General features: G+C 68.1%; 26 protein-coding genes and 1 pseudogene. 11 read left to right on the forward strand and 16 right to left on the reverse strand.

Annotated features, from left to right (window positions below; all coding sequences use genetic code 11):
* Window positions 1-2: 2 nt before the first annotated feature.
* The 3 genes and pseudogenes from AC1RSI_RS06815 to AC1RSI_RS06825 form a co-directional block, all read right to left on the reverse strand.
* A complete protein-coding gene (locus AC1RSI_RS06815) occupies window positions 3-185 on the reverse strand; it encodes a hypothetical protein (protein ID WP_035308374.1) in 183 nt (60 codons plus the stop codon).
* Window positions 182-1,368 (reverse strand): annotated as a pseudogene (locus AC1RSI_RS06820) (PepSY-associated TM helix domain-containing protein). The gene AC1RSI_RS06815 and the pseudogene AC1RSI_RS06820 overlap by 4 nt, the downstream one beginning before the upstream one ends.
* Window positions 1,278-3,452 carry a TonB-dependent receptor gene (locus AC1RSI_RS06825; RefSeq protein WP_035308370.1) on the reverse strand — a complete coding sequence of 725 codons (2,175 nt, stop codon included), beginning with the start codon at window positions 3,450-3,452 and terminating at the stop codon, window positions 1,278-1,280. Before AC1RSI_RS06825 ends, AC1RSI_RS06820 begins: the two are co-directional and overlap by 91 nt.
* A 146-nt stretch (window positions 3,453-3,598) precedes the next feature.
* On the opposite strand from AC1RSI_RS06825, the gene AC1RSI_RS06830 reads away from it, so the two are divergent.
* From AC1RSI_RS06830 to rnhB, 7 genes are all read left to right on the forward strand, one after another.
* Window positions 3,599-3,904, forward strand: a complete 306-nt coding sequence (locus AC1RSI_RS06830; RefSeq protein WP_035308367.1) for a metalloregulator ArsR/SmtB family transcription factor — start codon at window positions 3,599-3,601, stop codon at window positions 3,902-3,904.
* Window positions 3,901-4,581, forward strand: coding sequence for an SdpI family protein (locus AC1RSI_RS06835; protein WP_035308365.1), 681 nt, complete (start codon window positions 3,901-3,903; stop codon window positions 4,579-4,581). Before AC1RSI_RS06830 ends, AC1RSI_RS06835 begins: the two co-directional genes overlap by 4 nt.
* Window positions 4,582-4,610: 29 nt before the next feature.
* Complete coding sequence (locus AC1RSI_RS06840; protein WP_291753151.1) at window positions 4,611-5,546, forward strand: alpha/beta hydrolase; 936 nt, start codon at window positions 4,611-4,613, stop codon at window positions 5,544-5,546.
* 57 nt (window positions 5,547-5,603) lie between these two features.
* Window positions 5,604-6,407 (forward strand): CAF17-like 4Fe-4S cluster assembly/insertion protein YgfZ, encoded by an 804-nt coding sequence (gene ygfZ / locus AC1RSI_RS06845; RefSeq protein ID WP_154726659.1) that lies wholly within the window; start codon window positions 5,604-5,606, stop codon window positions 6,405-6,407.
* Between the two features lie 9 nt (window positions 6,408-6,416).
* A complete protein-coding gene (locus tag AC1RSI_RS06850; protein WP_035308360.1) occupies window positions 6,417-7,175 on the forward strand; it encodes a 3-oxoacyl-ACP reductase in 759 nt (252 codons plus the stop codon).
* A gap of 203 nt (window positions 7,176-7,378) precedes the next feature.
* Window positions 7,379-7,987: a DNA-3-methyladenine glycosylase I gene (locus AC1RSI_RS06855; RefSeq protein WP_154726660.1), complete on the forward strand. Its 609-nt coding sequence runs from the start codon at window positions 7,379-7,381 to the stop codon at window positions 7,985-7,987.
* Window positions 7,980-8,621, forward strand: a complete 642-nt coding sequence (rnhB, locus tag AC1RSI_RS06860) for a ribonuclease HII (protein ID WP_154726661.1) — start codon at window positions 7,980-7,982, stop codon at window positions 8,619-8,621. Before AC1RSI_RS06855 ends, rnhB begins: the two co-directional genes overlap by 8 nt.
* 16 nt (window positions 8,622-8,637) lie before the next feature.
* Here the strand turns inward: rnhB and AC1RSI_RS06865 are convergent, their stop codons facing one another.
* The 10 genes from AC1RSI_RS06865 to AC1RSI_RS06910 form a co-directional block, all read right to left on the reverse strand.
* Window positions 8,638-8,946: a hypothetical protein gene (locus AC1RSI_RS06865; RefSeq protein ID WP_291755937.1), complete on the reverse strand. Its 309-nt coding sequence runs from the start codon at window positions 8,944-8,946 to the stop codon at window positions 8,638-8,640.
* A gap of 62 nt (window positions 8,947-9,008) precedes the next feature.
* The gene (locus AC1RSI_RS06870; RefSeq protein WP_008258884.1) at window positions 9,009-10,046 is read right to left on the reverse strand and encodes a DNA adenine methylase; all 1,038 of its coding nucleotides are present in this window, start codon (window positions 10,044-10,046) and stop codon (window positions 9,009-9,011) included.
* 71 nt (window positions 10,047-10,117) lie between these two features.
* Window positions 10,118-11,563 carry a pyruvate kinase gene (gene pyk, locus AC1RSI_RS06875; protein ID WP_035308358.1) on the reverse strand — a complete coding sequence of 482 codons (1,446 nt, stop codon included), beginning with the start codon at window positions 11,561-11,563 and terminating at the stop codon, window positions 10,118-10,120.
* Between the two features lie 149 nt (window positions 11,564-11,712).
* On the reverse strand, window positions 11,713-13,422 hold the full coding sequence (locus AC1RSI_RS06880; protein WP_154726663.1) for an alkaline phosphatase family protein: 1,710 nt from the start codon (window positions 13,420-13,422) through the stop codon (window positions 11,713-11,715).
* A 77-nt stretch (window positions 13,423-13,499) separates the two neighbouring features.
* Window positions 13,500-14,444 carry a DUF808 domain-containing protein gene (locus tag AC1RSI_RS06885; protein WP_008264144.1) on the reverse strand — a complete coding sequence of 315 codons (945 nt, stop codon included), beginning with the start codon at window positions 14,442-14,444 and terminating at the stop codon, window positions 13,500-13,502.
* A 152-nt stretch (window positions 14,445-14,596) separates the two neighbouring features.
* Entirely contained in the window at window positions 14,597-15,262 is a 666-nt protein-coding gene (locus AC1RSI_RS06890; protein WP_154726664.1) for an OmpW/AlkL family protein, read from the reverse strand.
* Window positions 15,263-15,384: 122 nt separating this feature from the next.
* Entirely contained in the window at window positions 15,385-16,764 is a 1,380-nt protein-coding gene (gene hemN / locus AC1RSI_RS06895) for an oxygen-independent coproporphyrinogen III oxidase (RefSeq protein WP_154726665.1), read from the reverse strand.
* The gene (gene cydX / locus AC1RSI_RS06900; protein WP_008259678.1) at window positions 16,751-16,897 is read right to left on the reverse strand and encodes a cytochrome bd-I oxidase subunit CydX; all 147 of its coding nucleotides are present in this window, start codon (window positions 16,895-16,897) and stop codon (window positions 16,751-16,753) included. The genes hemN and cydX overlap by 14 nt, the downstream gene beginning before the upstream one ends.
* A 19-nt stretch (window positions 16,898-16,916) precedes the next feature.
* The gene (cydB, locus tag AC1RSI_RS06905) at window positions 16,917-18,065 is read right to left on the reverse strand and encodes a cytochrome d ubiquinol oxidase subunit II (RefSeq protein ID WP_035308352.1); all 1,149 of its coding nucleotides are present in this window, start codon (window positions 18,063-18,065) and stop codon (window positions 16,917-16,919) included.
* A 27-nt stretch (window positions 18,066-18,092) separates the two neighbouring features.
* A complete protein-coding gene (locus AC1RSI_RS06910; RefSeq protein ID WP_035308384.1) occupies window positions 18,093-19,685 on the reverse strand; it encodes a cytochrome ubiquinol oxidase subunit I in 1,593 nt (530 codons plus the stop codon).
* A gap of 198 nt (window positions 19,686-19,883) precedes the next feature.
* Here AC1RSI_RS06910 and cydD point away from each other — a divergent pair, with 198 nt between their 5' ends.
* Both cydD and AC1RSI_RS06920 read left to right on the forward strand, forming a co-directional pair.
* On the forward strand, window positions 19,884-21,488 hold the full coding sequence (gene cydD, locus AC1RSI_RS06915; RefSeq protein WP_154726666.1) for a thiol reductant ABC exporter subunit CydD: 1,605 nt from the start codon (window positions 19,884-19,886) through the stop codon (window positions 21,486-21,488).
* A 2-nt stretch (window positions 21,489-21,490) separates the two neighbouring features.
* A complete protein-coding gene (locus AC1RSI_RS06920; RefSeq protein WP_372705451.1) occupies window positions 21,491-23,149 on the forward strand; it encodes an amino acid ABC transporter ATP-binding/permease protein in 1,659 nt (552 codons plus the stop codon).
* 31 nt (window positions 23,150-23,180) lie between these two features.
* Here the strand turns inward: AC1RSI_RS06920 and AC1RSI_RS06925 are convergent, their stop codons facing one another.
* Window positions 23,181-23,831 carry a cyclic nucleotide-binding domain-containing protein gene (locus tag AC1RSI_RS06925; protein ID WP_154726673.1) on the reverse strand — a complete coding sequence of 217 codons (651 nt, stop codon included), beginning with the start codon at window positions 23,829-23,831 and terminating at the stop codon, window positions 23,181-23,183.
* Window positions 23,832-24,009: 178 nt separating this feature from the next.
* Here AC1RSI_RS06925 and AC1RSI_RS06930 point away from each other — a divergent pair, with 178 nt between their 5' ends.
* Window positions 24,010-24,420 carry a hypothetical protein gene (locus AC1RSI_RS06930; RefSeq protein WP_154726670.1) on the forward strand — a complete coding sequence of 137 codons (411 nt, stop codon included), beginning with the start codon at window positions 24,010-24,012 and terminating at the stop codon, window positions 24,418-24,420.
* Here AC1RSI_RS06930 and AC1RSI_RS06935 read toward each other — a convergent pair.
* A complete protein-coding gene (locus tag AC1RSI_RS06935; protein WP_154726669.1) occupies window positions 24,413-25,387 on the reverse strand; it encodes a bile acid:sodium symporter family protein in 975 nt (324 codons plus the stop codon). The two genes, AC1RSI_RS06930 and AC1RSI_RS06935, sit on opposite strands and share 8 nt — an antisense overlap.
* A gap of 80 nt (window positions 25,388-25,467) precedes the next feature.
* Window positions 25,468-26,082 carry a TetR/AcrR family transcriptional regulator gene (locus AC1RSI_RS06940; protein WP_008261603.1) on the reverse strand — a complete coding sequence of 205 codons (615 nt, stop codon included), beginning with the start codon at window positions 26,080-26,082 and terminating at the stop codon, window positions 25,468-25,470.
* A 75-nt stretch (window positions 26,083-26,157) separates the two neighbouring features.
* On the opposite strand from AC1RSI_RS06940, the gene AC1RSI_RS06945 reads away from it, so the two are divergent.
* Window positions 26,158-26,862, forward strand: a complete 705-nt coding sequence (locus AC1RSI_RS06945) for a Coq4 family protein (RefSeq protein ID WP_447941441.1) — start codon at window positions 26,158-26,160, stop codon at window positions 26,860-26,862.
* Window positions 26,863-26,884 lie beyond the last annotated feature (22 nt).

Below are 26,884 nucleotides of genomic sequence, written 5' to 3' on the forward strand. Positions count from 1 at the left end.
GGTCAGCGTCGGCGCCGGATCAAGGCCCAGACGGTGACGATCACTGTCGAGGCCAGCAGGGCCGAAAAGACCGCATCCCAGACGCCGTCTCCCAGCAGGGCGCCGATCAGCCCCGTCAGGCTGAGCACGAAGACCGCGACGGGCGCGCCGAAGATGGCCCAGATAGTCAGATCCTTGCGGCTCATGCCGGTTTCCGCCGTCCCTTGACCAGCCAGAGGTAGAGGCCGGACCCCAGGATGACCATGGTCGCCAGGTCCAGCAGCGCCCACAGGATTTTCAGCCCCAGCCCGCCATAGTCGCCGAAGTGCAGCGGCTGGGACAGCGACAGGGCCTTCACATACCAGGGCGTCGGGGCCACGGCCGCCAGCGCCCCGGTCCGGGCGTCGATCAGGGCCGGCGTGGTCAGATGGGTCGTCAGCGGCGTGTCGCCGTGGAAGAAGACGGCGTAGTGGTGGTCGGTCGAATAGTCGGTCCCCGGAAACGCCACGAACTGCAGCGTCTTGCCCGGCAGCGCCTGTTTGGCCCGCTCCACCGCCGCATCCAGCGAGGCTCGCTCGCCGGTCGGCGCCGGGGCGTCATAGGCGACGGTCAGTTCCTTCAGCGCCGTATTCTTCCAATAGGCCAGGATCGGCGTGGCCAGGGTGTTGACCACGCCCGTCGCCCCCACGACCAACAGCCAGGCCGCGGTCACCACGCCCAGCAGGTTGTGATAGTCCAGCCACCGCGTCCGCGCCGCCTTGGCTGCGCGCACCGTGCCGAACGGCAGCCGCCGCATGAAGGGAGCGTACAGCACCACCCCCGACACCGCCGCCACGATCAGCATCAGACCCATCAGGCCCAGGAACAGCATGCCCGGCAGGCCCAGGAACAGGTCGGTGTGCAGTTGGAGCAGGAACTCCATGACCGGATGGCCGGCCACCGGCGGGGCGACCGCACCGCTGGTCTGGTCGATCGGCTCGAAACTGTAGCGCCCGGCCGGGCCGTTCGGATCGACGCTGGTGACGTTCACCACCGGCCGATCCTCGTCGAAACTCATGAAGGCGGGGACCTCGCCGGGGTGGCGCGCCAGGGCCGCCGCCAGCACTTCATCCAGGGTCAGACGCGGCCCGTCCGGATCGGCCGGGGTCCAGGTCTGCTCCAGCAAGACCTCTTCGATCTCATGGGAAAAGACCAGCGGCAGGCCCGTGACGCACAGCATCAGCAGGAAGAGCGTGGAGACCAGGCTCGACCATTTGTGCGTCCAGGACCAGGCGCGGACCGTCCGCGTCTTCATCCGATCAGAATTCCGCCGAGACCGACAGGCGGAAGGTGCGCGGCGCGCCCAGGGTCAGATAGTTCGAACCCGGATAGCCCCCGACGGCGACCCACTGGTCCTCGTCCGCGATGTTCTCGACCCGCGCCCGCACCGTCAGATCCTTGCCGCCGGCGACGAAGGCGTAGCGCAGGCCGGCGTCGAACCGGGTCCATTCTTCCAGCTCCAGCGTGTTGGTCGCATTGGCGGGCTGCGCGCCGGTATGGACCGCACGGCCCTCCAGCGTCAGGCCGCTGACCATCGGCACGTCCCATTCGACATTGGCGTTGATCTGGAAGTCCGGCACGCCGATGGCGGATTTGCCCGCGTTCGCGGCGGTCAGCGAGCGGTTGATCTCGGCCTCCAGCCAGGTCGCCCCGCCGATCAGGCGCAGGCCGGCGACCGGCTCGCCATAGACGGTCAGCTCGACGCCCTGGTTCTCCTGCTCGCCGCCGTCGGAGTAGATGGCGGTGTCGGGATCGAAATAGGCGCTTGGCAGGGTGGTGCGGAAGACGCTCAGCGTACCGCCGAACGACCCGGCGTCATACTTGGCGCCGACCTCGGCCTGTTCGGCGCGGAAGGGCGACAGGACCTCGCCGCCGTTCGCGACCGTCACGCCATTGACCACCGCCGGCGCCGTCGTGCCGGGCACGAGGGCTTCGGCATAGTTGGCGTATAGCGAGATCTTGTCGCTGGGCTTGTAGACCAGGGCGAAGGCCGGCGTGGTCGCATCGCTGGAATAGCCAGACCCGAAGGCGCCGTCGGCATAGGCGTAGGACTTGGTCTCGATCTCCTGATAGCGGACGCCGACCGTCGCCAGGACGCGGCCGTCCAGGAAGGACAGCACGTCCGCCACGGCGACGCTGGTGTGCTTGACCCGCTCGGTCACGTTCGGATCATCCAGATCGCCCGATACGCTGGTGATGGCCGGCGCAGGCGACAGGGTCGGGTTGCTCAGCGTCCCGAACGCATAGCCGCTGAAGCTCGAGGCCGCCCAGGCGTTCTTCGACTTCGACTGGATCTGCGAGGCCGAGGCCACCAGACGGTGCTCGACCGGCCCGGTCGTCAGGTCGGCGCGCACGCCGATATCGCCGGACCAGACCGTGTCCTCGCGGATGTTGTCAAAGCGATAGCCGCGGATCGCGCCAGCGGCGTCAGCGCGCGGATTGGCCAGGCTGTTGTCTTCCTTGCCCTGACGCCCACCGAAGGCCGCCCAGGCGGTCACGCTGTCGGTCAGGTCGAACTCGCCGCGCACCGCGCCAAACAGCTGCTCCTCGTCCGTATAGGTCCAGTGCTGCGCGAAATTCTTGTCGGCCGACGGGGCGTCAGGGATGGCGGCCCCCGGCGTCACGCTGGGACGCGGCGCATCGATGCGGTGGTCCTGCCAGCCCAGGTCGGCCGAGAAGCGGGCGCGCTCGCCCCGGCGGTCCAGCCCCAGGCCGACGACGCGCAGCTGGCCGTTCTCGTTCTCCACCGAGCCCTCGCCGTCGCGGCTGACCAGGTTCAGGCGCGCGCCCCATTCTTCCTCGGTGCCGAAGCGACGGGCCAGATCGGCCGCGGCGTAGATCTCGTCATTGCCCGACACCCCTGCCGTCAGGCGCGTCAGGGGTTCGCCGGCGCGCTTGGGCGTCAGGTTGAAGGCGCCGCCTACGCCCGTCCCGCCCGGCGCGGCGCCGTTCAGGAAGGCGCTGGCGCCGCGGAACACCTCGACCCGCTCGATCAGTTCGGCCGCCACGAACTGTCGCGGCAGCACACCGTACAGGCCGTTGTAGCTCATGTCGTCCGAGAAGACCGGGAAGCCCCGGATCACATACAGCTCCTGGAAATTGCCGAAGCCCTTGGACACCCGCACCGTCGGATCGTTCTGCAGCACGTCGCCGATGCCGCGCGCCTGCTGATCGCGGATCAGTTTCTCGGTGTAGTTGCTGGTCGAATAGGGCGTGTCCATCACGTCCATATTGCCCAGCAGGCCGACCCGGCCGCCTCGCGCCACCTGCCCGCCGGCATAGGCCGAGGTCAGTCGCACCTGCGATCCCGTCACGACGATCTCGTCCAGTTCGGCAGGCGCGGCCGGCGGCGCCTCTTGGGCCAGGGCGGGCGCGGCGACGGCAAGGGCCAGCAGGCTGGAGGCGCAGGCGAAACGGCGGGTCGGGCGGGTCATGACTTGCAAAATATTCTCAAAATCAGGGAGTGGCGGCTGCATACGCCCCGATGCGATTGCTTTGCAATGGCGAACGCCTTCTCGTGGCCGCGCGTCTTGCCGCACCCGACTTGCAATTAGTTATCTTCCTAATTAGGGTGAGGCCTATGAACGCCCTGTTCAAAGCCCTGTCGCATCCGGTGCGCCGCCGCATCATCGCCATGCTGCGCGCCGGCCCCCTGGCGTCGGGTGACATCGCCGCCGGCTTCGACATGAGCTGGCCCACGATCACCGGTCATCTCAACGCCCTGAAGGAGGCCGGCCTCGTCAGTCCCGAGCGCGAGGGCCAGACCATTCGCTACCGGCTGGAGATCTCGGCGGTGGAAGAGGCCATGGCCTTTCTGATGGACATCGCCGGAACGGGCGAGACCGCCCAAGTCCTGCCCGTGGCCCAAAAGGAGCCCCGTCGATGAAGGATCGCCTGTCGCTGCTGGACTATCTGACCCTCGCCGTCTTCGCGGTCCAGGCGGCCTTCGCCCTGCATGTCGGCCTCAACGGCCCGACCACGCCGATGCCGATGCACTGGAACGGCCAGTTCCAGGTGGATCGGTGGGGCAGCCGGGTCGAGTTCGCGACCTTCCTCGGCGGGATGACCCTGATCGGCTTCATCGCCACAGCGGGACTGGGCCTGGGCGCCCTGCGCGCCGTGTCAGAAGGCGACGCCTCGCGCGGCCGTTCCTTGCGGATCGGCCAAGGCATCACCCTGTTCGTCTTCACCGCTATCGGCCTGCTGATCAGCTGGACAGGCCTGGGCAACGCCACGGTCGAGACCGGGCCGGTGGTGACCATGGCAGGGGTGTCGCTGATCCTTCTGGTCCTGGGCGCCTTCCTCGGCCGGGTCGCGCCCAATCCGGTGGTCGGGGTCCGCACGCCCTGGAGCTACAAGAGCCGCCTGGCCTGGGACCGGTCCAACCGACTGGCGGGACGCCTGTTCTTCCTGCTGGGCCTCATCGGCCTGATCGCCGCGCCGCTCGCGCCTCAGCCGCTGGGCGCCCTGTCCCTGATCATCGCCGCCCTGATCGTCGCCGCCCTCTCGGTGTTCGAGAGCTGGCGCGTCTGGCGCAGCGATCCCGACCGCCAGCCCTTCTGAACCCGATCCGCCCCGTCAAGGAGACCGCCATGTTCAGCCTCGCCCTCGCCCTGCTCGCCGGCCCGGTCTCGACCGAGATCGCCCTGCCCGCCCAACCCGCGCCGCTTCACGGAACCCTGCTGACGCCCGAGAATGCGAGCGCCGTCGGGGTCATCCTGCCCGGCTCCGGCCCGACGGATCGGGATGGGAACAGCCCCATGGGCGTCTCAGCTTCGACCTACCGCCTGCTGGCGGACGGGCTGGCGGCGCAGGGAATCGCCACTCTTCGCATCGACAAGCGAGGCGTCGGCCAGAGCGCGGCGGCCGGAGGAGATGAGTTCGATCTGCGCTTTGACGCCTATGTCGCCGACGCCCGCGCCTGGGCCGCCGAGGCCGCCGGCCGCGCCGGCAAGCCCTGCGCCTGGCTGATCGGCCACAGCGAGGGCGCCCTGATCGCCCTGAAGGCCGTCGAAGGCGGCGACGACCCCGAATCCAGCAAGGTCTGCGGCCTGATCCTGCTGTCCGGCGCCGGTCGTCCGGCAGGCGCGGTCATTCGCGAACAGCTGGCCGCCTTGCCGGAACCGATGAAGGCCCAGGCCTTTTCCGCCCTGACCGAACTGGAAGCCGGCCGCACCGTCGCCGATACGCCGCCCGCCCTGGCCGCCCTGTTCCGTCCGTCGGTCCAGCCCTATCTGATCTCGTGGCTGCCGCTGGACCCCGCCGCCCTGATCGCCGCCTATGCAGGCCCGGTCTTCATCGGACAGGGCACCACCGACATCCAGGTCGGCGTCGCGGACGCCCAGGCCCTGGCCGCCGCCGATCCGCAGGCGACCCTGAAGCTGTGGGACGGCGTCAATCATGTACTGAAGACCGCCCCCGCCGACCGGGCCGCAAACATCGCCGCCTATTCCACCCCCGACCTGCCCCTGGCGCCCGGCGTGGTCGAGGATGTGGCGGCCTTCATCCAGGCCCGAACGCCCCACTGACGGCTTGCGGCGACAACAGGTCTGGAGCCCAGGGGTCCGCGTCCCTATCTTGGCGCCATGCCCATCGCCCGCCTCTCCTCCCGCGCCCTCATCTCAATCACGGGCGAGGAGGCCCGGCCCTTCCTGCACAATCTGTTGACCCAGGATGTGGAGACGCTGGGCGACGGCGAGCTGCGGTTCGGCGCCCTGCTGTCCCCGCCCGGCCGGCTGCTGTTCGACCTGTTCATCCTGGGCGAGGCCGAAGGGGTTCTGCTGGACGTGGCCGCCGAGCGCCGCGAGGCCCTGATCCAGCGGCTGTCGATGTACAAGCTCCGCGCCAAGGTCCAGGTCGCCGCCGACGACCGCCCGGTTTTCGCCGCCTGGCCGGACGCGCCCGCCGGCTTCATTCCCGACCCCCGCACGCCCCTGATGGGCTGCCGCCTGTACGGCGAAGCGGCTGCGGACGCGACCGAGGCCGACTATGACGCCCACCGTCTATCTGTCGGCGTCCCCGATCCGACCGCCGACGCCCCCCAGGACAAGACCTATCCGATCGAGGCCGATTTCGACCTGCTGAACGGAATCGACTTCCAGAAAGGCTGTTTCGTCGGCCAGGAGACCACCTCGCGGATGAAACGGCGGGGCTCGATCAAGAACCGCATGCTGGCCCTGGACTTCGACGGCCCCCCGCCCCCCTTCGGCGCCGAGGTGCTGAAGGGGGAACTGCGTGCGGGCGAGGTGCTGTCCGGCCGCGACGGTTCAGCAATGGCCCTGCTGCGCATCGACCGTCTCGACGGCGACCTGACGGTAGAGGGCCGCCCCGTGCGCTTGCGCAAACCCGCCTGGATGGGTCAGGACGTCCTCCCCTCCTCAACCGACTGAGACCCTCCCATGAAGATCGCCGACCAGATCGTCCTCGTCACCGGCGGCGCGCGCGGCGTGGGCGCCGCCGCCGTCCGCGCCTTCGCGCGTGAAGGGGCGCGCGTGATCATCAACTGGCGCGCCAGCGGCGAGGCCGCGAACGCCCTGGCGGCCGAGATCGGCGACCGCGCCGTCGCCCTCCAGGCTGACGTGACCGACCGCGCCGCCGTCGACGCCCTGGTCGCCGCCGCGCAAGGCCATTTCGGCGCCCCCGTCACCACCGTGGTCAACAACGCCCTGGACTACAGTTTCAACGGCGACGCCCGGTCGCAGATGACCGACATCGGCTGGGACGAACTGGCGGCCCAGTTCTCGACCGTCGTGCGCGGCGCCCTGAACACCATCCAGGCGACGGCGCCGGGCATGGCCGCCGGCAAGTTCGGCCGCGTCATCAACATCGGCACCAACCTGTTCCAGAACCCGGTCGTGCCCTATCATGACTACACCGCCGCCAAGGCCGCGCTCCTGTCCCTGACCCGCACCGCAGCCGGCGACCTGGGCCCCGACGGGATCACCGTCAACATGATCTCCGGCGGCCTGCTGCGCACCACCGACGCCAGCGCCGCCACGCCGGACGCTGTCTTCGATCTGATCGCCGGCATGACCCCGCTGCGGTCGGTCACGACGCCGGAGGAATTCGCCGACGCCGCCCTGTTCTTCGCCTCGCCCTGGAGCCGGGCGGTGACGGGTCAGAACCTGGTGGTGGACGGGGGTTTGGTGCGCGACTGAGCCGCAAGACCTTCCCCCGCTTGCGGGGGAAGTGTCAGGTCGTGGCGCGAAGCGACACGCCTGACGATGGGGGATGTCCTCTTTCTGAGTAAGACTTCCCTCTCCGACCCTGGTCCGCTGCGCGGACGCCGGGCCACCTCTCCCGCAAGCGGGAGAGGGTCGCGCCCCTTCCCCCACTTCGAACAAACTGGCAACATCGCCGCATGACCGACTCACATACCTCGGGCCGCTGCGGCTGGTGCGGGACCGACCCGCTCTACATCGCCTACCACGACACCGAATGGGGCGTGCCGGAACGCGATTCCCGCGCCCTGTGGGAGAAGCTGGTCCTCGACGGCTTCCAGGCCGGCCTCGCCTGGATCACCATCCTGCGCAAACGCGAAGGCATCCGCGACGCCTTCGACGGTTTCGACCCCGAAATCGTCGCCCGCTATGACGAGACCGACGTCCAGCGTCTGCTGGGCGACGCCCGCATCATCCGCTCGCGCGCCAAGATCAACGCCGCCATCCGCGGCGCCCAGATCTGGCTTGAGATGCGCGAGCAGGCCCAGAATGGGGGCGAAGACTTCTCCGAATGGCTCTGGTCCTTCGTCGGCGGCGAACCGATCCACACCCCCTTCGCCGACTACCGCCAGGCCCCGACCCAGACCGAACAGTCCGTCGCCATGGCCAAGGCCCTGAAGAAGCGCGGCTTCAACTTCTGCGGCCCGGTGATCGTCTACGCCTTCATGCAGGCCGTGGGCATGGTCAACGACCACCAGACGACCTGCTTCCGTCACGCCCAGGTTCGTGCGATGGCGGGCCATGGCTAGAGCCCCTGCGAATCCGAAAGCCTTCCCCACCCTGGCGCTTGAGACTGTGCTGATCCAGCGCGTCAACGGCCCCGTCTGCGGCGTGGACGAGGCGGGGCGTGGGCCCTGGGCGGGGCCGGTGTCGGCGGCGGCGGTGATCCTGAACCCCGACGATCTGCCGCCGGGCATCGACGACTCCAAGGTCCTGACGGAAAAGCGCCGCGCGGCGCTGGAGCCCGAGATCAAGGCCCGCGCCGTCGCCTGGGGCGTCGGCTTCGCCTCGGTGGAGGAGATCGAGGACCTGAACATCCTGCACGCCACCGGCCTGGCCATGTGTCGGGCGGTGGAGCAGTTGGCGGTCCAGCCGGCGGCGGCTCTGGTGGACGGCAATTACCGGTTCAGACTGCCGTGCGAGATTCAAACCGTGGTCGGCGGCGACGGCCTGTCCCTGTCGATTGCGGCGGCGTCGATCCTGGCGAAGACGGCGCGCGACCGGCTGATGATCGATCTGGACGCGCAGTATCCCGGCTACGGCTTTGCGCGGCACAAGGGCTACAACGCCCCCATTCATCAGGCGGCGTTGAAGACACTGGGTCCGTGCCCCGCCCACCGACGCGGCTGGTCGCCCATCAAGGCTTTGCTGGAACAGATCTGAAGCGCGGAACCGCGCGTCAGATGTGCATGAAGCCGCCGAGCAATGCGCCCATCAGGGCGGCGACGGCGGCGCCCGCCAACATCATCATCCAGTGTGGCGGCTGCCCCAGGCTGGGCTCCACGTCATCCTGAGCGGTCTCGACCGCCACCGGCTCGCGCCGTCCATACCGTTCGGCGTTGTGGGTATAGATGCGCGACGCCAGCCGATCCGACGAAATCTCTATGATCGGTTCAGCCGAAATCCATGACTTCGGCTCGGGCGCGGACCGCAGGCGGTAATCCTCTTCGCGCGTGGAGGCCGGGGTGTGAGAAACGAGCGGTTGCATGTCTCTTCAACGACACCGGCTGTGTCGGGTTCCCGACAGAATCTGCCAAAATCCATTTGTAATCAGGCGGCCACGGGAAGCTCGACCGGCCGATCCGTGACGACGAACAGGTGTTCGACGTTCTTCAGCCGGCCCACCTGGCCCACCTTGACCCCCTTGGGATTATGGATGCCGATCCGGGCGCCGACATAGCGGGGGTGGGCGATTTCGACCACCTGAACATGGCCACGCGACGACAGCATCTCGACCAGGTCGGCCCGGCTCAGATAGCCTTCGTCGTTGAAACTGACGATCAGGTTGGGGGCGCGCAACCGTTCGATCACGGACCGCAGGGCCGGGCCGATGCCGGGCCGGCTGTTGAAGGCGCTCTTGCGCGTCCTCACATCCACCCGCTTGTTGGCGACGCCGTAGGTTTCCGGCCGGTCCCACAGGACCAGGCTTTCCCAGCAATGGTAGTTGCCCAGATAGGAGTGCTGGTTATAGGGCGGGTCGAGATAGACGAGGTCCGCCTCGACCTGTTCAGCCATTTCGACCGCATCCCCCTGGGTCGCGCGACAGACGCCGCCCACCGAAGGCAGGATATCGGGCATGCGCAGTTCAAGCGGCTTCAGCGCGCGCGGGGCCCACTGTTTCATATAGGCCATCTGAACCCCGGCGGTGGAATCCACCCGGTCGGCCGCTTCCATCAGGCTGACCAGGGCGACGGCCTTCAGTTCAGGCTCCAGACCCATGGCCTCGATCCGGTCGCGCATGGCGTCGATGCGCGCGCCATTGTCCGGGTGAAAATACCGGGCGTCGTGGCAGAAGGCCTGGGTGAACCAGCCGGCCTGGGGCGTGACCGCCCGCAACTCGCCCAGCACCGTCTCCGCCCGCTCGACCCAGCGCTCGCGATCCGCCTGGACATAGGCCGTCGCCAGGATGTGCGCATAGGCGTTGTGATCATTCGACCAGACCTGGAACCCCTGCTTCTTCAGGGCGTGACCCACGCGGGCCGTGCCGGAAAACAGGTCGCAGACCTGGCCGCCCTGCGGCAGAAGCCCCGCGACCACGCCGGTCACATGCCCCAGCAGGGCGCGCTTGGAGCCGATGTATTTGATCATTCGGGCCGCCGATTCATCAGCGCACAGTAGCGTTATAGTTCGCCCGCGCCAGCCTTCCGAAAAAGCCCCCCTCAGCCCTTCTTGCGCCCCTTGGCCTTGGCCGCCGGCGCATGGGCGAGACGCAGCAGATTGGCGGCGCCGGGCGCGCCGAAGGGCGTGCCCGCCAGGATCAGGATGCGTTGGCCGGGCTCGGCCAAACCGTATCGGACCGCCCCTTCCACGGCGTCGTCGGTGACGGCTTCCAGCGAATCGGGCTGGTCGCCCAGGCGCGGCTCCAGCCCCCAGACCAGGGCCAGGCGACGGGCCGTATTCGGATTGGGCGTCAGCACCAGGATCGGCTTCAGCGGCCGCTCGCGCGCCATCCGCCGGGCGGTGCCGCCCAAGGTGGTGAAGACCACCAGACAGCCGGTCGACGGCGCGCTGGCGGCCATGGCCGCCGCCCCGACCAGGGCGTCGACGTCATGCTCGTCCATGCCGGCGTGTTCGGCGCCCATCAGCTTGGGCCACATCGGATCGCGTTCGACCCGTTCGATGATCCGGCTCATGATCTCGACGGATTCCAGCGGATAGTCGCCCGACGCCGTCTCGGCCGACAGCATAAGGGCGTCCGCGCCCTCATAGACCGCGTTGGCCACGTCGGTGGCCTCGGCGCGGGTCGGCGACGGGGCGCTGGTCATCGACTCCAGCATCTGGGTCGCCACGATCACCGGCACCCCGCGATTACGGGCCGCGCGGACGATCTGCTTCTGCGCCACCGGCACGTCCTCGGGGTCCAGTTCGACGCCCAGGTCGCCCCGCGCCACCATGACCCCGTCGCAATAGTCGAGAATGGCCTCCAGATCGGCCAGGGCCGCCGGCTTCTCGATCTTGGCCAGGCAGGCCGCCTGACCGTTCACGATCCGCTTCAACTCGGCCATGTCCTCGGGCTTCTGCACGAAGCTGAGGGCCACCCAGTCCACGCCCTGACGCAGGGCGAAGGCCAGGTCCTCGCGGTCCTTGGGGGTCAGGGCCGATACGGGGATGACCGCCTCGGGCACGGCCACGCCCTTGCGGTCCGACAGTTTCGTGCCGCTCTCGACCGTCACATCGGCCCAGTCGTCGGTCCGGTCGTTGACCCGCAGCCGCACCCGCCCGTCGTCCAGCAGCAGCAACATGCCGGTGCGCAGGGCCTTGAAGATCTCGGGGTGCGGCATCTGCACCCGGGTTTCATCGCCGGGCGTCGGGTCCAGGTCGAACCGCATCTTGTGGCCCGGCTTGACGGCGATCTCGACGTCCTTGAACCGGCCCAGCCGCAGTTTGGGCCCCTGCAGGTCGGCCAGAACGCCCAACGGACGCTGCAGCGCCATCTCGGCCCCACGCACGGCCTTCAGGGCGGCGGCGTGGTCCTCGTGCGTGCCGTGGCTGAAGTTCAGGCGGAAGACGTCCACCCCGGCCTGGGCCAGGGCCTTGACCGTGCCGGGGGCGCGGCTCGCGGGACCCAGGGTCGCGACGATGCGGGCACGGCGGGCTCTGTTCATGGGGACGTTTCCTGTTCGCTTCCGAGGCCGCCCAAATCACGCCCCGAAAGGGACGGTTGGACGATTTGCCCCCTTCTGCCGATGAAACGTCCCCGACGTAAGGTCACGCCCCCGCTGGGAAACACGAGTTTACGACGCGAAACAGGAGTTTATCGCGCCGGGGTCGTCTCCGTCGCCGGGCAGTCGGCCACGGCGAAGCCGTTCAGGTCGATACAGCGCCCCTCGACCTTGGGCGCCGCCACCCCGATCACATGCGCCAGGGTGGGGGCGATGTCGATGGTGCGGATAGGCAGGAAGCGCTCTTCGCCGGTCGCGCCGGGCCACCAGAAGATGATCGGCACGCGGCGGTCATATTCAAACGGGCTGCCGTGGCCGGCCAGGGTGCTGCCGACGCGGCCGCCTGCAACGACGTTCTGGGCGAAGGAAAACTGGATGTCGGGCGACCGCGCCGCCACGGTGGACAGACGCATCCGCTCGCGCAGGCTCATCATCTCGGGCTCGCGGCTGTCCGGCAGGGGTTCGGCCAGCAGACGGTCGCGCGTTTCGGCGAAACCGACGTCCGGAAGGGCGCGCAGCAGTTCGACGGCCGCCTCGGCCACCTGGGTGCGCAGCGGATCGGGCAGCGACCGATGCTGGGCGTCTGCGACCATCAGGCCGCTGCCGCCCGCCTGAAGCGGATCGGCGTCCAGATTGAAGCGGGCCTTCAGGACGTCATTCACGCCCTGGATCTCCGACAGGTCGGCGCGGCGCGCGTGGGGATAGCCGTGGTCGTGCAGCCGCTCGACGAAGTCCGAACCGCCATGGTCCGCCGTCAGCACCACCAGGGCGCCGCCGGGAACCTGGGCCAGCCGGTCCAGGAACTCGCCCAGGGCCGCGTCCAGCCGGTGCATCTGCTCGCACATCTCCGGCCCCTGGGTGCCGTACATGTGGCCGATCCGGTCCGTCGCCGACAGGCTGACGCCCAGCATGTCGGTCGCCGCGCCCTGGCCCAGCTTCTGGGTGTCCAGCAGGTATTCGGCGGCCTTCAGCGTCTGCTCGTCCAGCAGGGGCGAGGTGTCGAACTTCAGCCCCGCCGGCGGCAGGGTCGAATGGAAGGTCTGGCCGCGAATGGTCCAGTCCCCGGCCAGCGCCCGGCACTGGTCATTCGTGTAATCCCAGGCGACCGGCGCCAAGCTCATGCCCAGGCGGAAGTCGCGATTGAAGTCCGCCACGGGCGCCAGCTTGGCCTGCGCCGTCTCGCCCGGCTCGACATAGGTGGTCAGGCCGAAGCCCTCGGTGAACCAGAAGGCCTGCCCCTGATGGCCGGCCAGGTTGATCGCGCCCCGGTCCTTGCCCGAGACGGCGAAGACCTTGCTTTGCGGGCTGACGGCCTTCAGCCAGTCGCCCAGGGTCGTGGCGCGCAGTTGTTCTGGGCCGACCGGGCCGTTGTCGACGTCGTCGCGTCCGTTCGCCAGGTGGTTGGCGGGCGCGGCCAGGCAATAGACTTCCTTGCCGGTCTTGCCGTCGATCCAGTCGTTGGCCGGGATTCCGGTCTCGGTCGGATGCATGCCGGTCAGAACCGTCGAGTGGCCGGGGCAGGTCTCGGTCAGGCCGTGGGTCTGATAGCCGTTGATCGACACCAGCCCCTGGTCCGCCATCCGGCGCAGGCCGCCCGTGTAGCGGCCGCGGTACTGGTCGAACAGATTGGCGCTGAACTGGTCCACCACGATGGTGACGATCAGCTTCGGAGGCGTCAGGGCCGCAACGGAGGCCTGTGGAGCCGGGGTCGGCGTCTGGCTCTGTCGCGCCATCGCTGGAACGGCGGCGCCGACAAGCGAAACAGCGGCCAGGGCCGCGAGGGCGGTGCGCGACAGGGACATGAGCTTACTCCGGAGACAGGCGTCGGGGTCTAGCGGGCCGGGATTGCAACAGCGTGACAGCTACGGCCCTGGGAGATTTAGTGCGCGGGCTTGGCCCGCAGCCGGCCCAGTTGATGGACCAGCACGGCGATCAGGCCGCCGACGATCACGCCGATGATCGCCGACCCCAGGGCCGTCACGAACCAGCTGACGATCCCATGAAGCGGACCGGTCGCGGCCCCGACCGCATGGGCCAGATGCTCAAGCGGTTCGGCCGGCCAGTGCAGGCCCAGCTTATGGGTTCCGTGAACCAGAATGCCGCCGCCGACCCACAGCATGGCGGCCGTGCCGATGGCCGACAGGGCGTCCATCACCACCGGCATCCCCTTGACCAGGCCGCGGCCCAGGGCGCGCACCCCGCCGTTGGGGCGCTCGGCCAGATGCAGGCCGATGTCGTCCATCTTCACGATCAGGCCGACAGCCCCATAGACCGCGACCGTCATCGCGATCCCGACCACGGCCAGAACCGCCGCCTGGGTGAGGATCGGCTGGGCGGAGACGTCGGCCAGGGCGATGGCCATGATCTCGGCCGACAGGATCAGGTCGGTCCGAACCGCCCCCGCCACCGTCGTCTTCTCCAGGGTCGCCGGGTCGCCCACGACCGGGGCGGCGTCAGCGTGGCCGCCGTGCCCGAAGGCCTCCATCAACTTCTCCGCCCCTTCGAAACAGAGATAGGCCCCGCCGCACATTAGCAGCGGCGTGATGGCCCAGGGAGCGAAGGCGCTCAGCAGCAGGGCGGCCGGCAGGATGAAGATCAGCTTGTTGCGGAACGAACCCAGGGCGATCTTGCCGATGATCGGCAGTTCGCGGCTGGGCGACAGGCCGGTGACATAGCGCGGCGTCACCGCCGCATCGTCCACCACGACCCCGGCGGCCTTGGTCGAGGCCTTGCCCGCCGCCGCCCCGACGTCGTCGATCGACGCCGCCGCCATCTTGGCGATCCCCGCCACATCATCGAGCAGGGCGATCAGACCGGAAGGCATGCGGAAATCCCGAGATTGCGCCGCAACAAACGGCTCGCCTCCCGCCTAGGGCGCGCCGCCCGTTTTGTCGAGCGCATCCGCACAAGAGCGAAAGCCCCGCCGGCGAACCGGCGGGGCTTCCATTTCGAACGCATTTCCGATGTCGATTTTTCTTAGAACTTACGGCCTACCCCCACAGAAACGACCCACGGGTCCAGATCCACATCGCTCTTCAGAGCGCCGTCGTTGACGTCGGCGTCGATATTGACCCAGACTTTCTTGACGTCGACGTTCAGGTTCCACGGCCCCTGAATGCCGATGTCGGCGCCCGCCTGCAGGGCGTAGCCGAAGTTGTCGTCCAGATCGACTTTGAAGCCGTTCTTGTCTTCACCGCTGTAGAACAGCATGTAGTTGACGCCCGCGCCGACATAGGGGCTGAAACGACCCTCGGTCAGCGGGCGGTATTGCAGGGTCACGACCGGGGGCAGAACCCAGGTTTCGTGCACGGCGACGTCGGTGGCTCCGCCCTGGGCGCGGATTTCGTGCTTGGTCGTGCCCAGGATCGCCTCGACCGCCAGATGGTCGGTCAGGAAGTAGGTGAAGCCCAGTGTCGGCATGACACTGTCGCCCACATCGACCTTCAGGCCGGAATCGACGCCGGCGGCCGTGGTGATGGCGTTGTCAGCCTCAGAGAAGACATCGGTCACGCGGCCGGTGATGATCCAGTCGCCCTTCTTGGGCATCTCCCAAGCGGCCGGGCTCTGCGCCAGGGCCGGCGCAGCGAAGGCGGCGGCGGCGACGGCTGAGAGGATCAGGGTTTTCAGTTTCATCTTGCTCATCCCCGACGCCCGCTGCCGCCTCATGCGACTTGTCCGAGCGTCTTGACGGGGAAATGCGCCCCCTGCCCCGCCTCGGCCTTGATTTAGCGCAAACCCCGCCAAGGGTTGGACAATCTGTCCATTCAGACCACGCGGGCGTGGCGTTTCTCGATGTCGGCGGCGCCCGGATCAAAGGCGGCGCAGACGGCGCGAACGAACGGCCGGCCCAGATCCGTGACGGTCACGGTCGTCCCGTTCACCTCGATCAAGCCGTCCAGTTGAAACCGCTGCAGCCTCGGCCAGACCGCAGCGACTTCCGCAAGATCACGACCGCGCATGCGGGCGATCTCGGCCACGTCGACCGTGAAGTCGCACATCAGGCGTTCGATGATTTCGCCCACAAAGGCGTCGCGCGGATTCAGGGCCACGCCGCGCGCGACCGGCAAGGTTCCGGCGGAGACGTCCGCGCGCCAATCCCGCTCCTGCGCATGGTTCTGGACAAAGCCCTGGGGGGTGCGGCTGATCGAAGAAGCGCCCAGGCCGATGAGCACCGGGGCCTCGTCGGTCGTATAGCCCTGGAAATTGCGATGCAGCCGACCGGCGCGGACGGCCGCGGCCATGGAATCATGCGGCAGGGCGAAATGGTCCAGACCGATGGCTTGCCAACCCTTCTGCACCAGATACCGCGCCGCCGCCTGACTCTGGGTGAAGCGCTCCTCGGGTCCAGGCAGATCGGCTTCCTTGATCAGTTTCTGGTGCGGTTTCATCCACGGCACATGGGCGTAGCCGAACAGGGCGATCCGTTCGGGCCGCAAGACAGCGATCTGCGCCACGGTCGTGACGACATGCTCGGCCCCCTGAAGCGGCAGGCCGTACATCAGATCCAGATTCAGTGACGTGACCCCCTGGCCGCGCAGCGCCTCGGCCGCCCAGCGGATGGTCTCGAAGGATTCCGGCCGGTTCACCGCCGCCTGCACCTTGGGCGACAGGTCCTGAACCCCCAGGCTGGCGCGGCTCAGACCGATACGGCCGGCCGCCTCGACCCAGCCCTGGGTCAGGACTTCGGGATCCAGTTCAGCGGCGATCTCGAAACAGTCGCCCAGGTCGAACCGGGCGGCCAGACCGGCGAACAGCCGCTCCAGCTCCTCGGGGGGCAGCATGTTGGGCGTGCCGCCGCCCAGGTGGATCGAACCGACCCGCACAGGGCGGCCGATCCGTTCGAGCACGAGATCGGCTTCCTTCAGCAGCAGGTCCACATAGCTGCTCATGACCCCGACGCGGTTCATCGCCCGGGTGTTGCAGCCGCAGTACCAGCACAGCCGCTTGCAGAAGGGGATGTGCAGATACAGCGACGCCGCACGATCAAGGGGCGCGGCGCCGAGCCACGCCCCCCAATCGGCGGCCCCGACGGCGGGCGTGAACTGCGCCGCCGTCGGATAGGAGGTGTAGCGCGGCGCGTGGGCGTCGTAGCGGGCGATAAGCTCGCGCGTCGTCAGCGCGCCGGTGGGGCTAGAGAGGGACATCGACCTCTTTCGACGCATCGACCGACAGGCCCTCGTCGCCCTCGTCGAACAGGTGGAACTCGTGCCACAGGCCGTTCAGCACGCCGAAGCCAACCGCCAGTCCGACACCCAGGATCCAGGAAAAATACCACATGGCTTGATGCTCCTTGAGCTCAGTAGAGGTCGGGGTTGGTCTTGAGGGCGGCGGTCGAGGTGCGGCCCCACAGGACGGAATAGACCCAGGTCGTGTAGATCAGGACCAGCGGCAGGAAGATCGCCGTGCAGATCAGCATGATGAACAGGGTCAGGTGGCTGGACGAGGCGTTCCAGACGGTCAGGCTGGACTGGGGATCGACCGAGCTGGGCAGGATGAAGGGGAACATCGACAGGCCGACGGTGGAGATGATGCCCACGGTCGATAGCGAGGAACCGCCGAAGGCCAGGGGGGCCGACCGAAGCCACATGCCCGCCAGACCGACCACCGCGCCGACGAAGCCCAGAGTCGGGGCGATCATCATCCACGGATAGCGGCTGTAGTTGTCCAGCCAGGCGCCCGGCGCGGCTTCGACCGTCGTGCGCAGCGGGTTGGAGAAGCCCTGCATGTCAACGGCGCCGGCGATCCGGAAGCCCACGCCGCCGTAGGCCATATAGAGGCCGCCGGCCGCGAACAGGACCAGAGCCAGGACGCCGGCGACGGTGCCGATCAGGCGCGTCCGGTCCAGCACGGGGCCTTTTTCAGCCTTGATCGACAGCCAGGCCGCGCCGTGCAGCAGCAGCATGGCCACCGACAACAGGCCGGCGATCAGGCTGAAGGGGGTGAACAGGCCCAGCAGATTGCCCTCGTAGAAGGAGCGCAGGTCGCTATCCAGGCGGAAGGGCGCGCCCAAGAGGACGTTGCCGACCGCGACGCCGAACACCAGGGCCGGAACGAAGCTGCCGGTGAACAGCGCCCAGTCCCAGAAGGACCGCCACTTGGGCGACGGACGCTTGGAGCGATACTTGAACGACACGGGCCGCAGGATCAGGGCCGACAAGACCAGGAACATGGCCAGGTAGAAGCCGGAGAAGCTGACGGCGTAGACGAAGGGCCAAGCGGCGAAGATGGCGCCGCCGCCTAGGATGAACCACACCTGGTTGCCCTCCCAGGTCGCGCCGACGGTGTTGATCACCATACGGCGCTCTTCATCCGTCTTGGCGACGAAGGGCAGGAGCGAGCCGACGCCCAGGTCGAAACCGTCGGTCAGGGCGAAGCCGATCAGCAGTACGCCGAGCAGCCCCCACCAGATCAGACGTAGGGTGGCGAAGTCGAGGGGAAGATCCATGGTCGGATGTCCTAAAATCTCTCTGGGTCAGGCCACGGCGGGCGCGGCGGGGCGCTGGCTGGGCGATTGGGCCGGGGCTTCAGGCGTAGGTTCGCCGAACAGTTCCTGCTCGTGGAACGGCCCCTTCTTGATGGCGTAGAGGAGCAACCGGACCTCGACCACAGCCAGGGCGCCGTACAGGGCGGTGAAGCCGATGATGGTCGCCCACAGTTGGGGCACGCTCAGGGACGAGGCGCCGAGGAAGGTCGGCAGCACGCCTTCGACCGCCCAGGGCTGACGTCCGAACTCGGCCAGGATCCAGCCGAACTCGATGGCCACCCACGGCAGCGGCAGGCACAGGACGGCCAGACGCAGGAACCAGCGGGTCTGATGCTTGCGCACGGTGCAGAGGTAGAAGGCCGTGGCGAAGAACAGGATCATGAACATGCCGATGCCGGCCATGATGCGGAAGCTCCAGAACAGGGCCGGCACGTTCGGCACCGTTTCCCACGCCGTCTTCTGGATCAGCTCAGGCGAGGCCATGCGCGGATCGGCGACGTGACGCTTCAGCAGCAAACCATAGCCCAGGTCGCGACGATGGGTTTCGAACACGCCGCGAGCGACGGGATCGGCCGGATCGGCCTTGACCTTCTCCAGGGCGTCATAGGCGATGACGCCGGATTCGATACGGTCCTCGGCGGTGGCGACCAGTTCGAAGATGCCTTCGACCGGCTTGTCGATGGTGCGGGTCGCGATCAGACCCATGACCCACGGCACATGGACGCCGTAGTGGGTTTCGCGATCCTTCATGCTGGGAATGCCGATCAGGGTCAGGCCAGCCGGCGCAGGCTCGGTGTGCCACATGGCCTCGAGCGCAGCGAGCTTCATCTTCTGGTTATCGGTCAGGTTATAGCCCGACTGGTCGCCCAGGACGACGACGGACAGCGAAGCCGCCAGGCCGAAGGCCGAGGCCACGGTCATCGAGCGCTTGGCGAAGCCGACGTGCTTGCCGCGTAGCAGATAGAAGGCCGAGACGCCCAGAACGAAGACCGAGGCGCAGACATAGCCGGCGCTGACGGTGTGGACGAACTTGGCCTGGGCCACCGGGTTGAAGACCACGGCCATGAAGTCCGTGACTTCCATTCGCATGGAGTCCGGATTGAAGGCCGAGCCCACCGGGTTCTGCATCCAGCCGTTGGCGACTAGGATCCACACAGCCGACAGGTTGGTGCCGAGCGCCACCATGAAGGTGACGAACAGGTGCGCCGACGGCTTCAGCTTTTCCCAGCCGAAGAACATCAGCCCGACGAAGGTGGCTTCAAGGAAGAAGGCCATCAGCCCTTCGATGGCCAACGGGGCCCCGAAGATGTCGCCGACATAGTGGCTGTAATAGCTCCAGTTCATGCCGAACTGGAACTCCATGGTGATGCCGGTCGCGACGCCCAGCACGAAGTTGATGCCGAACAGCACGCCCCAGAAGCGGGTGATCGTGCGCCAGATCGGCCGGCGGGTCATGACATAGATCGACTCCATGATGACCAGCATGAACGACAGCCCCAGGGTCAGGGGCACGAAGAGGAAGTGATAAAGGGCTGTCAGCGCGAACTGCAGCCTGGATAGGTCGACGACCGCGAGGTCGATCATGGCTCAAGGCTCCTTGTAGCCGGCCCCGACGACCGACGTTTCATACGCCCTTAAACGAAGGCGGGGCGGTCGCCTTGATTTCGATCAAAGCCCTCTGTAGCCCCAGGTCGTAGTGGACTGATCGTCCTTGGACATTTCGCCCAACGACGGTTTGTCCAATGGCTTTTGGGGCCGTCCCACGGCTGGAGTCCGCAAATGACATCGGCGCCGATCACAGCCTCCTCCCCTGCGGCCTGGCTGAAACAGACGGCGGCGCCTTGGCGTCGACTGACGATCCTGGCGGGGCTTCTGGCCGTCGCTGACGTGGCGCCGGCCGTGGGTTTCGCGGGCGGCCTGGCCATGACGGTCGCGACCTTCGGATCCTCGCCCTTGGCCGCCCTGCCCTGGCTGCTGCTGGCCGTGTTCAGTCTGATGGCGCGAGGCCTGATCGGCCAGGCGGCGGTGGTGGTCGGCGCGCGCCTGGGCCGGTCGATCAAGACAGACGTGCGCGACCGGCTGCTGGCCGACCTGTTCGGACGCGGCGGCCGCGCCGACGACCGGCTGACCGCCGTGGTCGAGGGCGTCGGCGCGCTGGACGGCTATGTGTCGCGGTTCACGCCTCTGAAGATGGCGGCGGGTCTGTCGCCCCTGCTGATCATCGCCGTGGCCGCCGTCGCCAGCCCTTTTTCGGCCGGCATATTTCTGTTCACCCTGCTGCCCTTCATCTTCGGCATGATCCTGGCTGGCACGGCTGCGGCGGGTGAAAGCCGCCGCCAGTTCCAGGCGCTGGAGCGTTTGTCAGGTCTGTTCGTCGACCGGGTGCGCGCCCTGCCCGCCATTCTGGCCTTCGACGCCCGCGCCCGCACCACCGCCGACATCGCCCGCGCCTCCGACGAGTTGGAACGCCGCACCAACCGCGTGATGCGGATCGCCTTCCTGTCGTCCGGTGTGCTGGAGTTCTTCTCGGCCCTGGCCGTGGCCCTGATCGCCGTCTACTGCGGTTTCAACCTGCTGAAGCTTCTGCCCTTCCCTGCGCCTGAAACGCTGGACCTGCCGCGCGCCTTCTTCGTTCTGGCCCTGGCGCCCGAAGTCTATCAGCCGCTGCGCCGACTGGCCGCCGCCTATCACGACCGCCAGGCCGCCGAATCCGCCGTGCCCGCCCTGGTCACGCCGGAAAGCCCCACGCGGGATCGCCACATCCTGCCCGAGGAGGCGCCGGCGATTCGCTTCACCAAGGTCGCCATCGCCTATGGCGAGGCCGCGCCGGTGATCGCCGATTTCGACCTGGAGGTCCGTCCCGGTCAGATCGTGGCCCTGGTGGGCGCCAGCGGCTCCGGCAAGTCCAGCCTGCTGCATCTGTTCCTGGGTCTGTCGCCCCTGACGGCCGGCGAGGTCGAGGTCGGTGGGGCGCGCCTGAGCGAGGCGGGCGATTTCGCCGGCCAGATCGCCTGGGCCAGCCAGAACCCCATCGTCGTACCCGGCAGTCTCGGTGACAATATCCGCCTGGCCGACCCGTCCGCCTGTCCCGGCCGTATCCTGGTGGCCGCTGGCGAGGCCGGCCTGTTCGGCGATCTGGACCGGCCCATCGACGAACGCGGCGGCGGCCTGTCGGGCGGCGAACGTCGGCGGCTGGGCCTGGCCCGCGCCATTCTGAAACGCGCGCCTATCCTGTTGCTGGACGAGCCGACGGCCAATCTGGACCCGGCCTCCGAAGAGGCCATGCTGGACCTGATCCGCCAAGCCACGCGCGGCCGCACGACCCTGATCGCCACCCATTCCGCCGCTGTCGCGGCCATGGCCGACCGCGTGGTGCGCCTGTGACCATGACTGTGAACACGACCTCGCCCTCGCGCATCGGCGAACTGATCGCGGCCCAGCGGCGCGCCCAGCGCGGCCGCCTGCGCATCGCCGCAGCCGGCGGCGCGTTCGTCGCGGTGGCGGCCACCTGCCTGCTAGGTCTTTCGGGCTGGTTCATCACGGGCGCCGCCATCGCCGGCGTCGCCGGATCGGCGGCGGTCCAGGCCTTCAACTATATGATGCCCAGCGCGACCATTCGCATGTTGGCCATATTGCGCACCGGCGCCCGCTATATCGAACGGGTCGCCGGTCACGAGGCTGCGTTGAAAGCCCTGGCGCGGCTGCGCCCGCAACTGTTCGACGCCCTCGCCTCCGCCCCGCCCGCCCAGGCCCTGGCCTTGTCGTCCGGCGAGGCCTCGGCCCGACTGGTGCAGGACGTGGATGCGGTCCAGACCCTGTTCGTGCGTCTGTCGGCGCCCTGGGCCTTGGGTGCGGGCGCCGTTTCGGCCGCCCTGCTGGCCGGCATGGCCAGCCCCATGGCGGGCCTGATGCTGCTGCTCGCCATGGGACTGAGCGCTGCGGGTTCGGTGCTGATCGCCCGTCGCCTGGCCGCCCCCGCCGGACGAGAGGTTCAGATCGCCACGGGCGTTCTGAAGGATCGGCTGACCGCCCTGGAAGCCGTTTCTCCGGAACTGAAGGCCTATGGCCTGGACCGCTGGGCGGCCGGCGAGGCTGCCCAGGCCGCCGCCCGTCTCGACCGAAGCCAGATCGTCCTCAGCCAGGCCGGCGGCTGGATGGCCGCCTGGCAGGCGACGGTCACGGGCCTGGCCGTCGCCGCAGTCGTGCCCGCCACCCTGGGCGCCGCCCTGCCGATGACGGCCCTCGCCGCCCTGGCCGCCGTCATGGGGATCGAGGCCGCCGCCGGACTGGTCGGCGCCCTGCAACAGAACGGCGCCGCCGTCGAAGCCGCCCGGCGGCTGGACGCCCTGGCCTCGGCCCCGTCGCTTGCGTCCTCGCCCGCCCCCTCGGAGGCGAGCCTGGTCCTGTCGGCGGACGGCGTTCAAATGGCCCCGCCGATGCGCCTGGGCCTGATCGGCCCGTCCGGGTCGGGCAAGACCACGCTGGCTGAACGACTGGTCGGCCTGCGCGACGCCCTGGCGGACGAGGCGCGCTTGGGCGGATTGGACATCGCCGGCGTCGCCCCGGACGACCGCCGCCCCCTGTTCGCCTACGCCGCCCAGGACATCCGCCTGATCGACGGCACGATCCGCGACAATCTGCTGCTGGCTGGCCCCGCCGAAGACGGCGCGCTGTGGCGCGCGCTGGAGGATGCGGCCCTGGCCGAACGGGTCCGCGCCGATCCGGCCGGCCTGGACGCCCGCGTCGGCCCCAATGGCGAGAGACTGTCTGGCGGCGAGCGGCGACGGCTGGGGCTGGCTCGCGCCTATCTTCGGTCCGCGCCCTGGCTGGTGCTGGACGAACCGACCGAAGGCTTGGACCCGACGACCGAGGCCCAGGTGCTGACCGCGCTCGACCGGCGTCTGAAACACTCGGGCCAGGGCCTGATCGTCGTCAGCCACCGCCCCGCCCCGACACAGCTGTGCGACCGGGTCATCCGGGTGGAGGGGATCGCCGAAGACGGAAAGGTCCGCCTGACCGTCACGCGTCAGCTGGCGCCGGTCTAGACGGTTCTATGGCTGGACGACGAAACGGGTTTCAGACTTCGCCTTCGGCGATGTCGCGAAGGCGGTCGGGCTGTTCGATCCGCAGTTCGTTCAGCGACAACAGACGGATCACGCCGGTCGTCTTCAGCTTGGTCAGAACCCGGCTGACGGTCTCGATGGTCAAACCCAGATAGTCGGCGATTTCAGACCGGGTCATCGGAAGCCGGACCTGATCCTCGGTCGACGGTCGCAGGGGATCGCGCGTCGGCAGGTCCAGCAGGAAGGAGGCGATCCGTTCCTGGGCCGTCTTGCGACCCAGCAACAACATCTGATTCTGCGCCGCCGCCAGTTCGTGGGTCGCCCGATCCAGCAGGGCCTCTTCCAGCAAGGGTCGCTCGCGGATCAGGGCGCGATAGTCGGCCTTGCGGAACCGGCACAGGGTCGCGTCCTCAATGGCCTCGCCGGAAAAGGCGTAGTCCTGGCCCGTGGCCAGACCGACGAAGTCGCCGGCGAACAGGAAGCCCGTGATCTGGCGCCGCCCATCCGGCAGCAGCTTGTAGATCCGCACCGAACCCGAGGTGATGTTGAACAGATGGACCGCCGGATCGCCTTCGCGGATCAGGGCCTCGCCCGCCTTCAGCGTCACCCGTTCGGCGATGGCGTCGAGACCGGCCAGATCGGAGGAATCCAGGCTGCTGCACACGCTGAAGGCCCGCGCGCCACAAGCGGAACACACCGACTCCTGTCGGCGTTTGGCGCAGTCCGTGGGCAGGGATCGGAGTTCGAGCATGACGAAGGAGGTTAGACTTCGTCACCGACGCACGCAAACGGATTGATGGAGATCAAGGCGGCCATTTCGTCCATGGCCTATGGCGGCGAAAATGAGCGCCCTCCAGTATCGCCGCCTGAACAGCGACGAAGCCGACCAAGCCTATGTGTTGGCCCACATGGGGAACCCCAGTCTGACTCTGGAATCCTGGCGCGCTGTCGTGGATTCGGCCCCGGCCGTCGGCGGGGTCATCGCGGCCGTGGCGAATGATTGCGTCCGGGCCATACTGGCCTATTCCATCTCGACGACGTCCTCGGGCGAGCGGCAGTTCATGGTCGACACCCTGGTCGCCTTCGATCTGTTGCGGCCGGAAAAGCTGATCGAACCGCTCGTCTCCGCCGCCTGCGATCTGGCGCGCAAGGGGTGCAGCTCCATCGGCCTTTCCAGCCGAATCGACGCGCCGGGCTATGACGCCGTCATGCGCCAGATCTCCGACGCCGCCGTGCTTCACCGCGTCATCTGATCCCGTCCTGCGCAGCCTGGCCGTAGCGTCGCGCCAGGACGGCGCAGGCGAACAGCTGGATCTGGTGAAACAGCATCAGGGGAACGACGATCAGGCTGACGCTCTGCGCCGCAAACAGGATGGCGGCCATGGGCAGGCCGCTGGCCATGCTCTTCTTCGAGCCGCAGAAGACGATGGCGATCTCGTCCTCGCGCGAAAAGCCCAGCCGCCGGCTGACCAGGGTCGTAACCGCCAGAGCGACCGCCAGGATCAGAACGTCCAGAACCACCACCAGCCCCAGGTCCAGATGAGACAGGCGGGTCCAGACCCCGGACACCACCCCGGCGCTGAAGGCGACATAGACGACCAGCAGAATCGAACCCCGATCCACCACCGAGGTCAGACGGCCGTGCCGCGTCAGCCAGCCGCCGATCAGGGGCCGCGCGGCCTGCCCGACGACAAAGGGCGCCAGGATCTGCAAGGCGATGCCTTCGATGGACGACAGCGACACGCCCGCGCCGCCCACGGGCAGCAGCAGCATCACCAACAGGGGCGTGATGACCACTCCGGCCAGATTGGACACCGAGGCGGCGCACAGGGCGGCCGGCACATTGCCCCGCGCGATGGCGGTGAAGGCGATGGAGGATTGGACCGTCGACGGCAGCAGGCACAGATAGAAGAGGCCGATCCTCAGATCCTGAGCCAACCACGGCCCCGTCGCCCAGAACACGGCCAGGCCCATCAGCGGGAACAGCAGGAAGGTGGAGGACAGCACCATCCCCTGCAACCGCCAATGCGACAGTCCCGCCCAGACGGCGCCGGGCGACAGACGCGCGCCATAGAGGAAGAACAACAGGCCGATGGCCGCCGTCGCCGCCCCTTCGGCGACGTTCGCGCCCGCGCCGCGAGCCGGAGCCAGGGCGGCCAGAACCACCGTGCCGATCAGCATCAGCAGGTAAGGGTCGATCCATCGGCGCAACGCGTTCATGGCCCGGTCCTAGGCCGCGCCTCAGGCGAACGGCAAGCCCCGCATCAGATCGTCATCGGAGGCGAACCGATTCTGATCGTTCAGTTCGCACGCTCGGATCGGGCGACAAAATAGGGCAACAGCCCCGCCACCACCCGCCGACTGGCGTCCTCGTCCTGGTCGAGCATGTTCCTGAGCGGAGTTCCGATCAGGGCCTCGCCGAACGCGCTCAGCGCGATGAAGAGGACCGCCGAAGACAGTCGGTCCCGGCTGGCGTCGGACGGGTCGCCCAGTTTCTCCTGAATCACGTGGACCAGCCCGTTGACGGCGTCCCGAACGGGTTCGAGATGTGAGAGATCGCCCTTCAGCACGATCCAGGCCGCCAACTTGCCCGCCCCGCCTTCGGCGAAGGCGTCGAATACGGCGGTGACCAATTCCAGCGGCGCCCCCTCATCGGTACGCAGGCGCGCGATCGCCGCCTCGAGGTCGCGAGACAGATCCGCCACCATCGAACCCATCAAGGCCGACTGAAGCCCCTCGGCCGACCCGAAGTGATGGATCAGATTGGCGTGGGTCATTCCGAGGTCATCGGCGACGGCCTTCAGGGTGACGGAGTCCGGCCCTCCGGACAGCAGTCGCGCACGGGCGCAGACCAGGGCCTCCAGACGAGCTTCATCAGGGGTGCGACGACGACGACGAACGCGCTCTATTGACATCAGTGTTAGTTACATCCATGTAGATAGCAACTGGTTAAGCTCAGTCCTGGGAGAGAGCAAGTGACAGCCGAACTAATGGTCGCGGACGCCAAATTCGATCCGCAAACCCGCACGCCCAGCCGGCTGCGTCCCCGACGCGTCGAGCCGCTCCGGGCGCTTCGCGCCTTGCGCCGTCTCATCGCCGACAAGGAAGACACGACTCAGGTGTTCGAGATCATGAACGCTCTGGCCGGGCGTTCCGTCCGCCGGGGCTATGAGAAGATGCTCGAACAGCCTGAAGGCGCTCGGCAGGCCTATATGATGGTGGAATTGGCGGACCGGCTGCATGATCGGGCGTGGCTGGAGTCGCTCCCGCAGGGCACGGTCGGCCGCGCCTATCTGGACTTCATCGACGAGCGGAACCTCTCGGCCTACGGTCTGGCCGGGGAAAGTCGCAAGGTCGCGGACTCCGAGATCGAAGCCGCTCACCCCTACGCCTGGTATGCCCGTCGACTGCGCGACGTGCACGATCTTTGGCACGTTCTCACCGGCTATCGCACCGACGCGCTCGGAGAAGCCTGTGTGGTCGCCTTCTCTCTCCCGCAGACGCGAAGCGCGGGCTTTGGTCTCATCGCGGCCGGTGTTGCGATCGAAGCCGCCCGGGCCCGCACGGGCCACCCGTGTGCGCGCGCCGTTCTTCAGGCCTGGCTTCGGGGCCGCCGGGCGGCCTGGCTGCCGGCGCTGGACTGTGGATCGGCGTGGAAAAGGGACCCCGTTAGCGGTGTGATCGGCGTCGAATAAGGACCCCTCATTCCTGAGGTCT

The sequence above is a fragment of the Brevundimonas sp. GW821-FHT10E09 genome, from assembly GCF_058809375.1.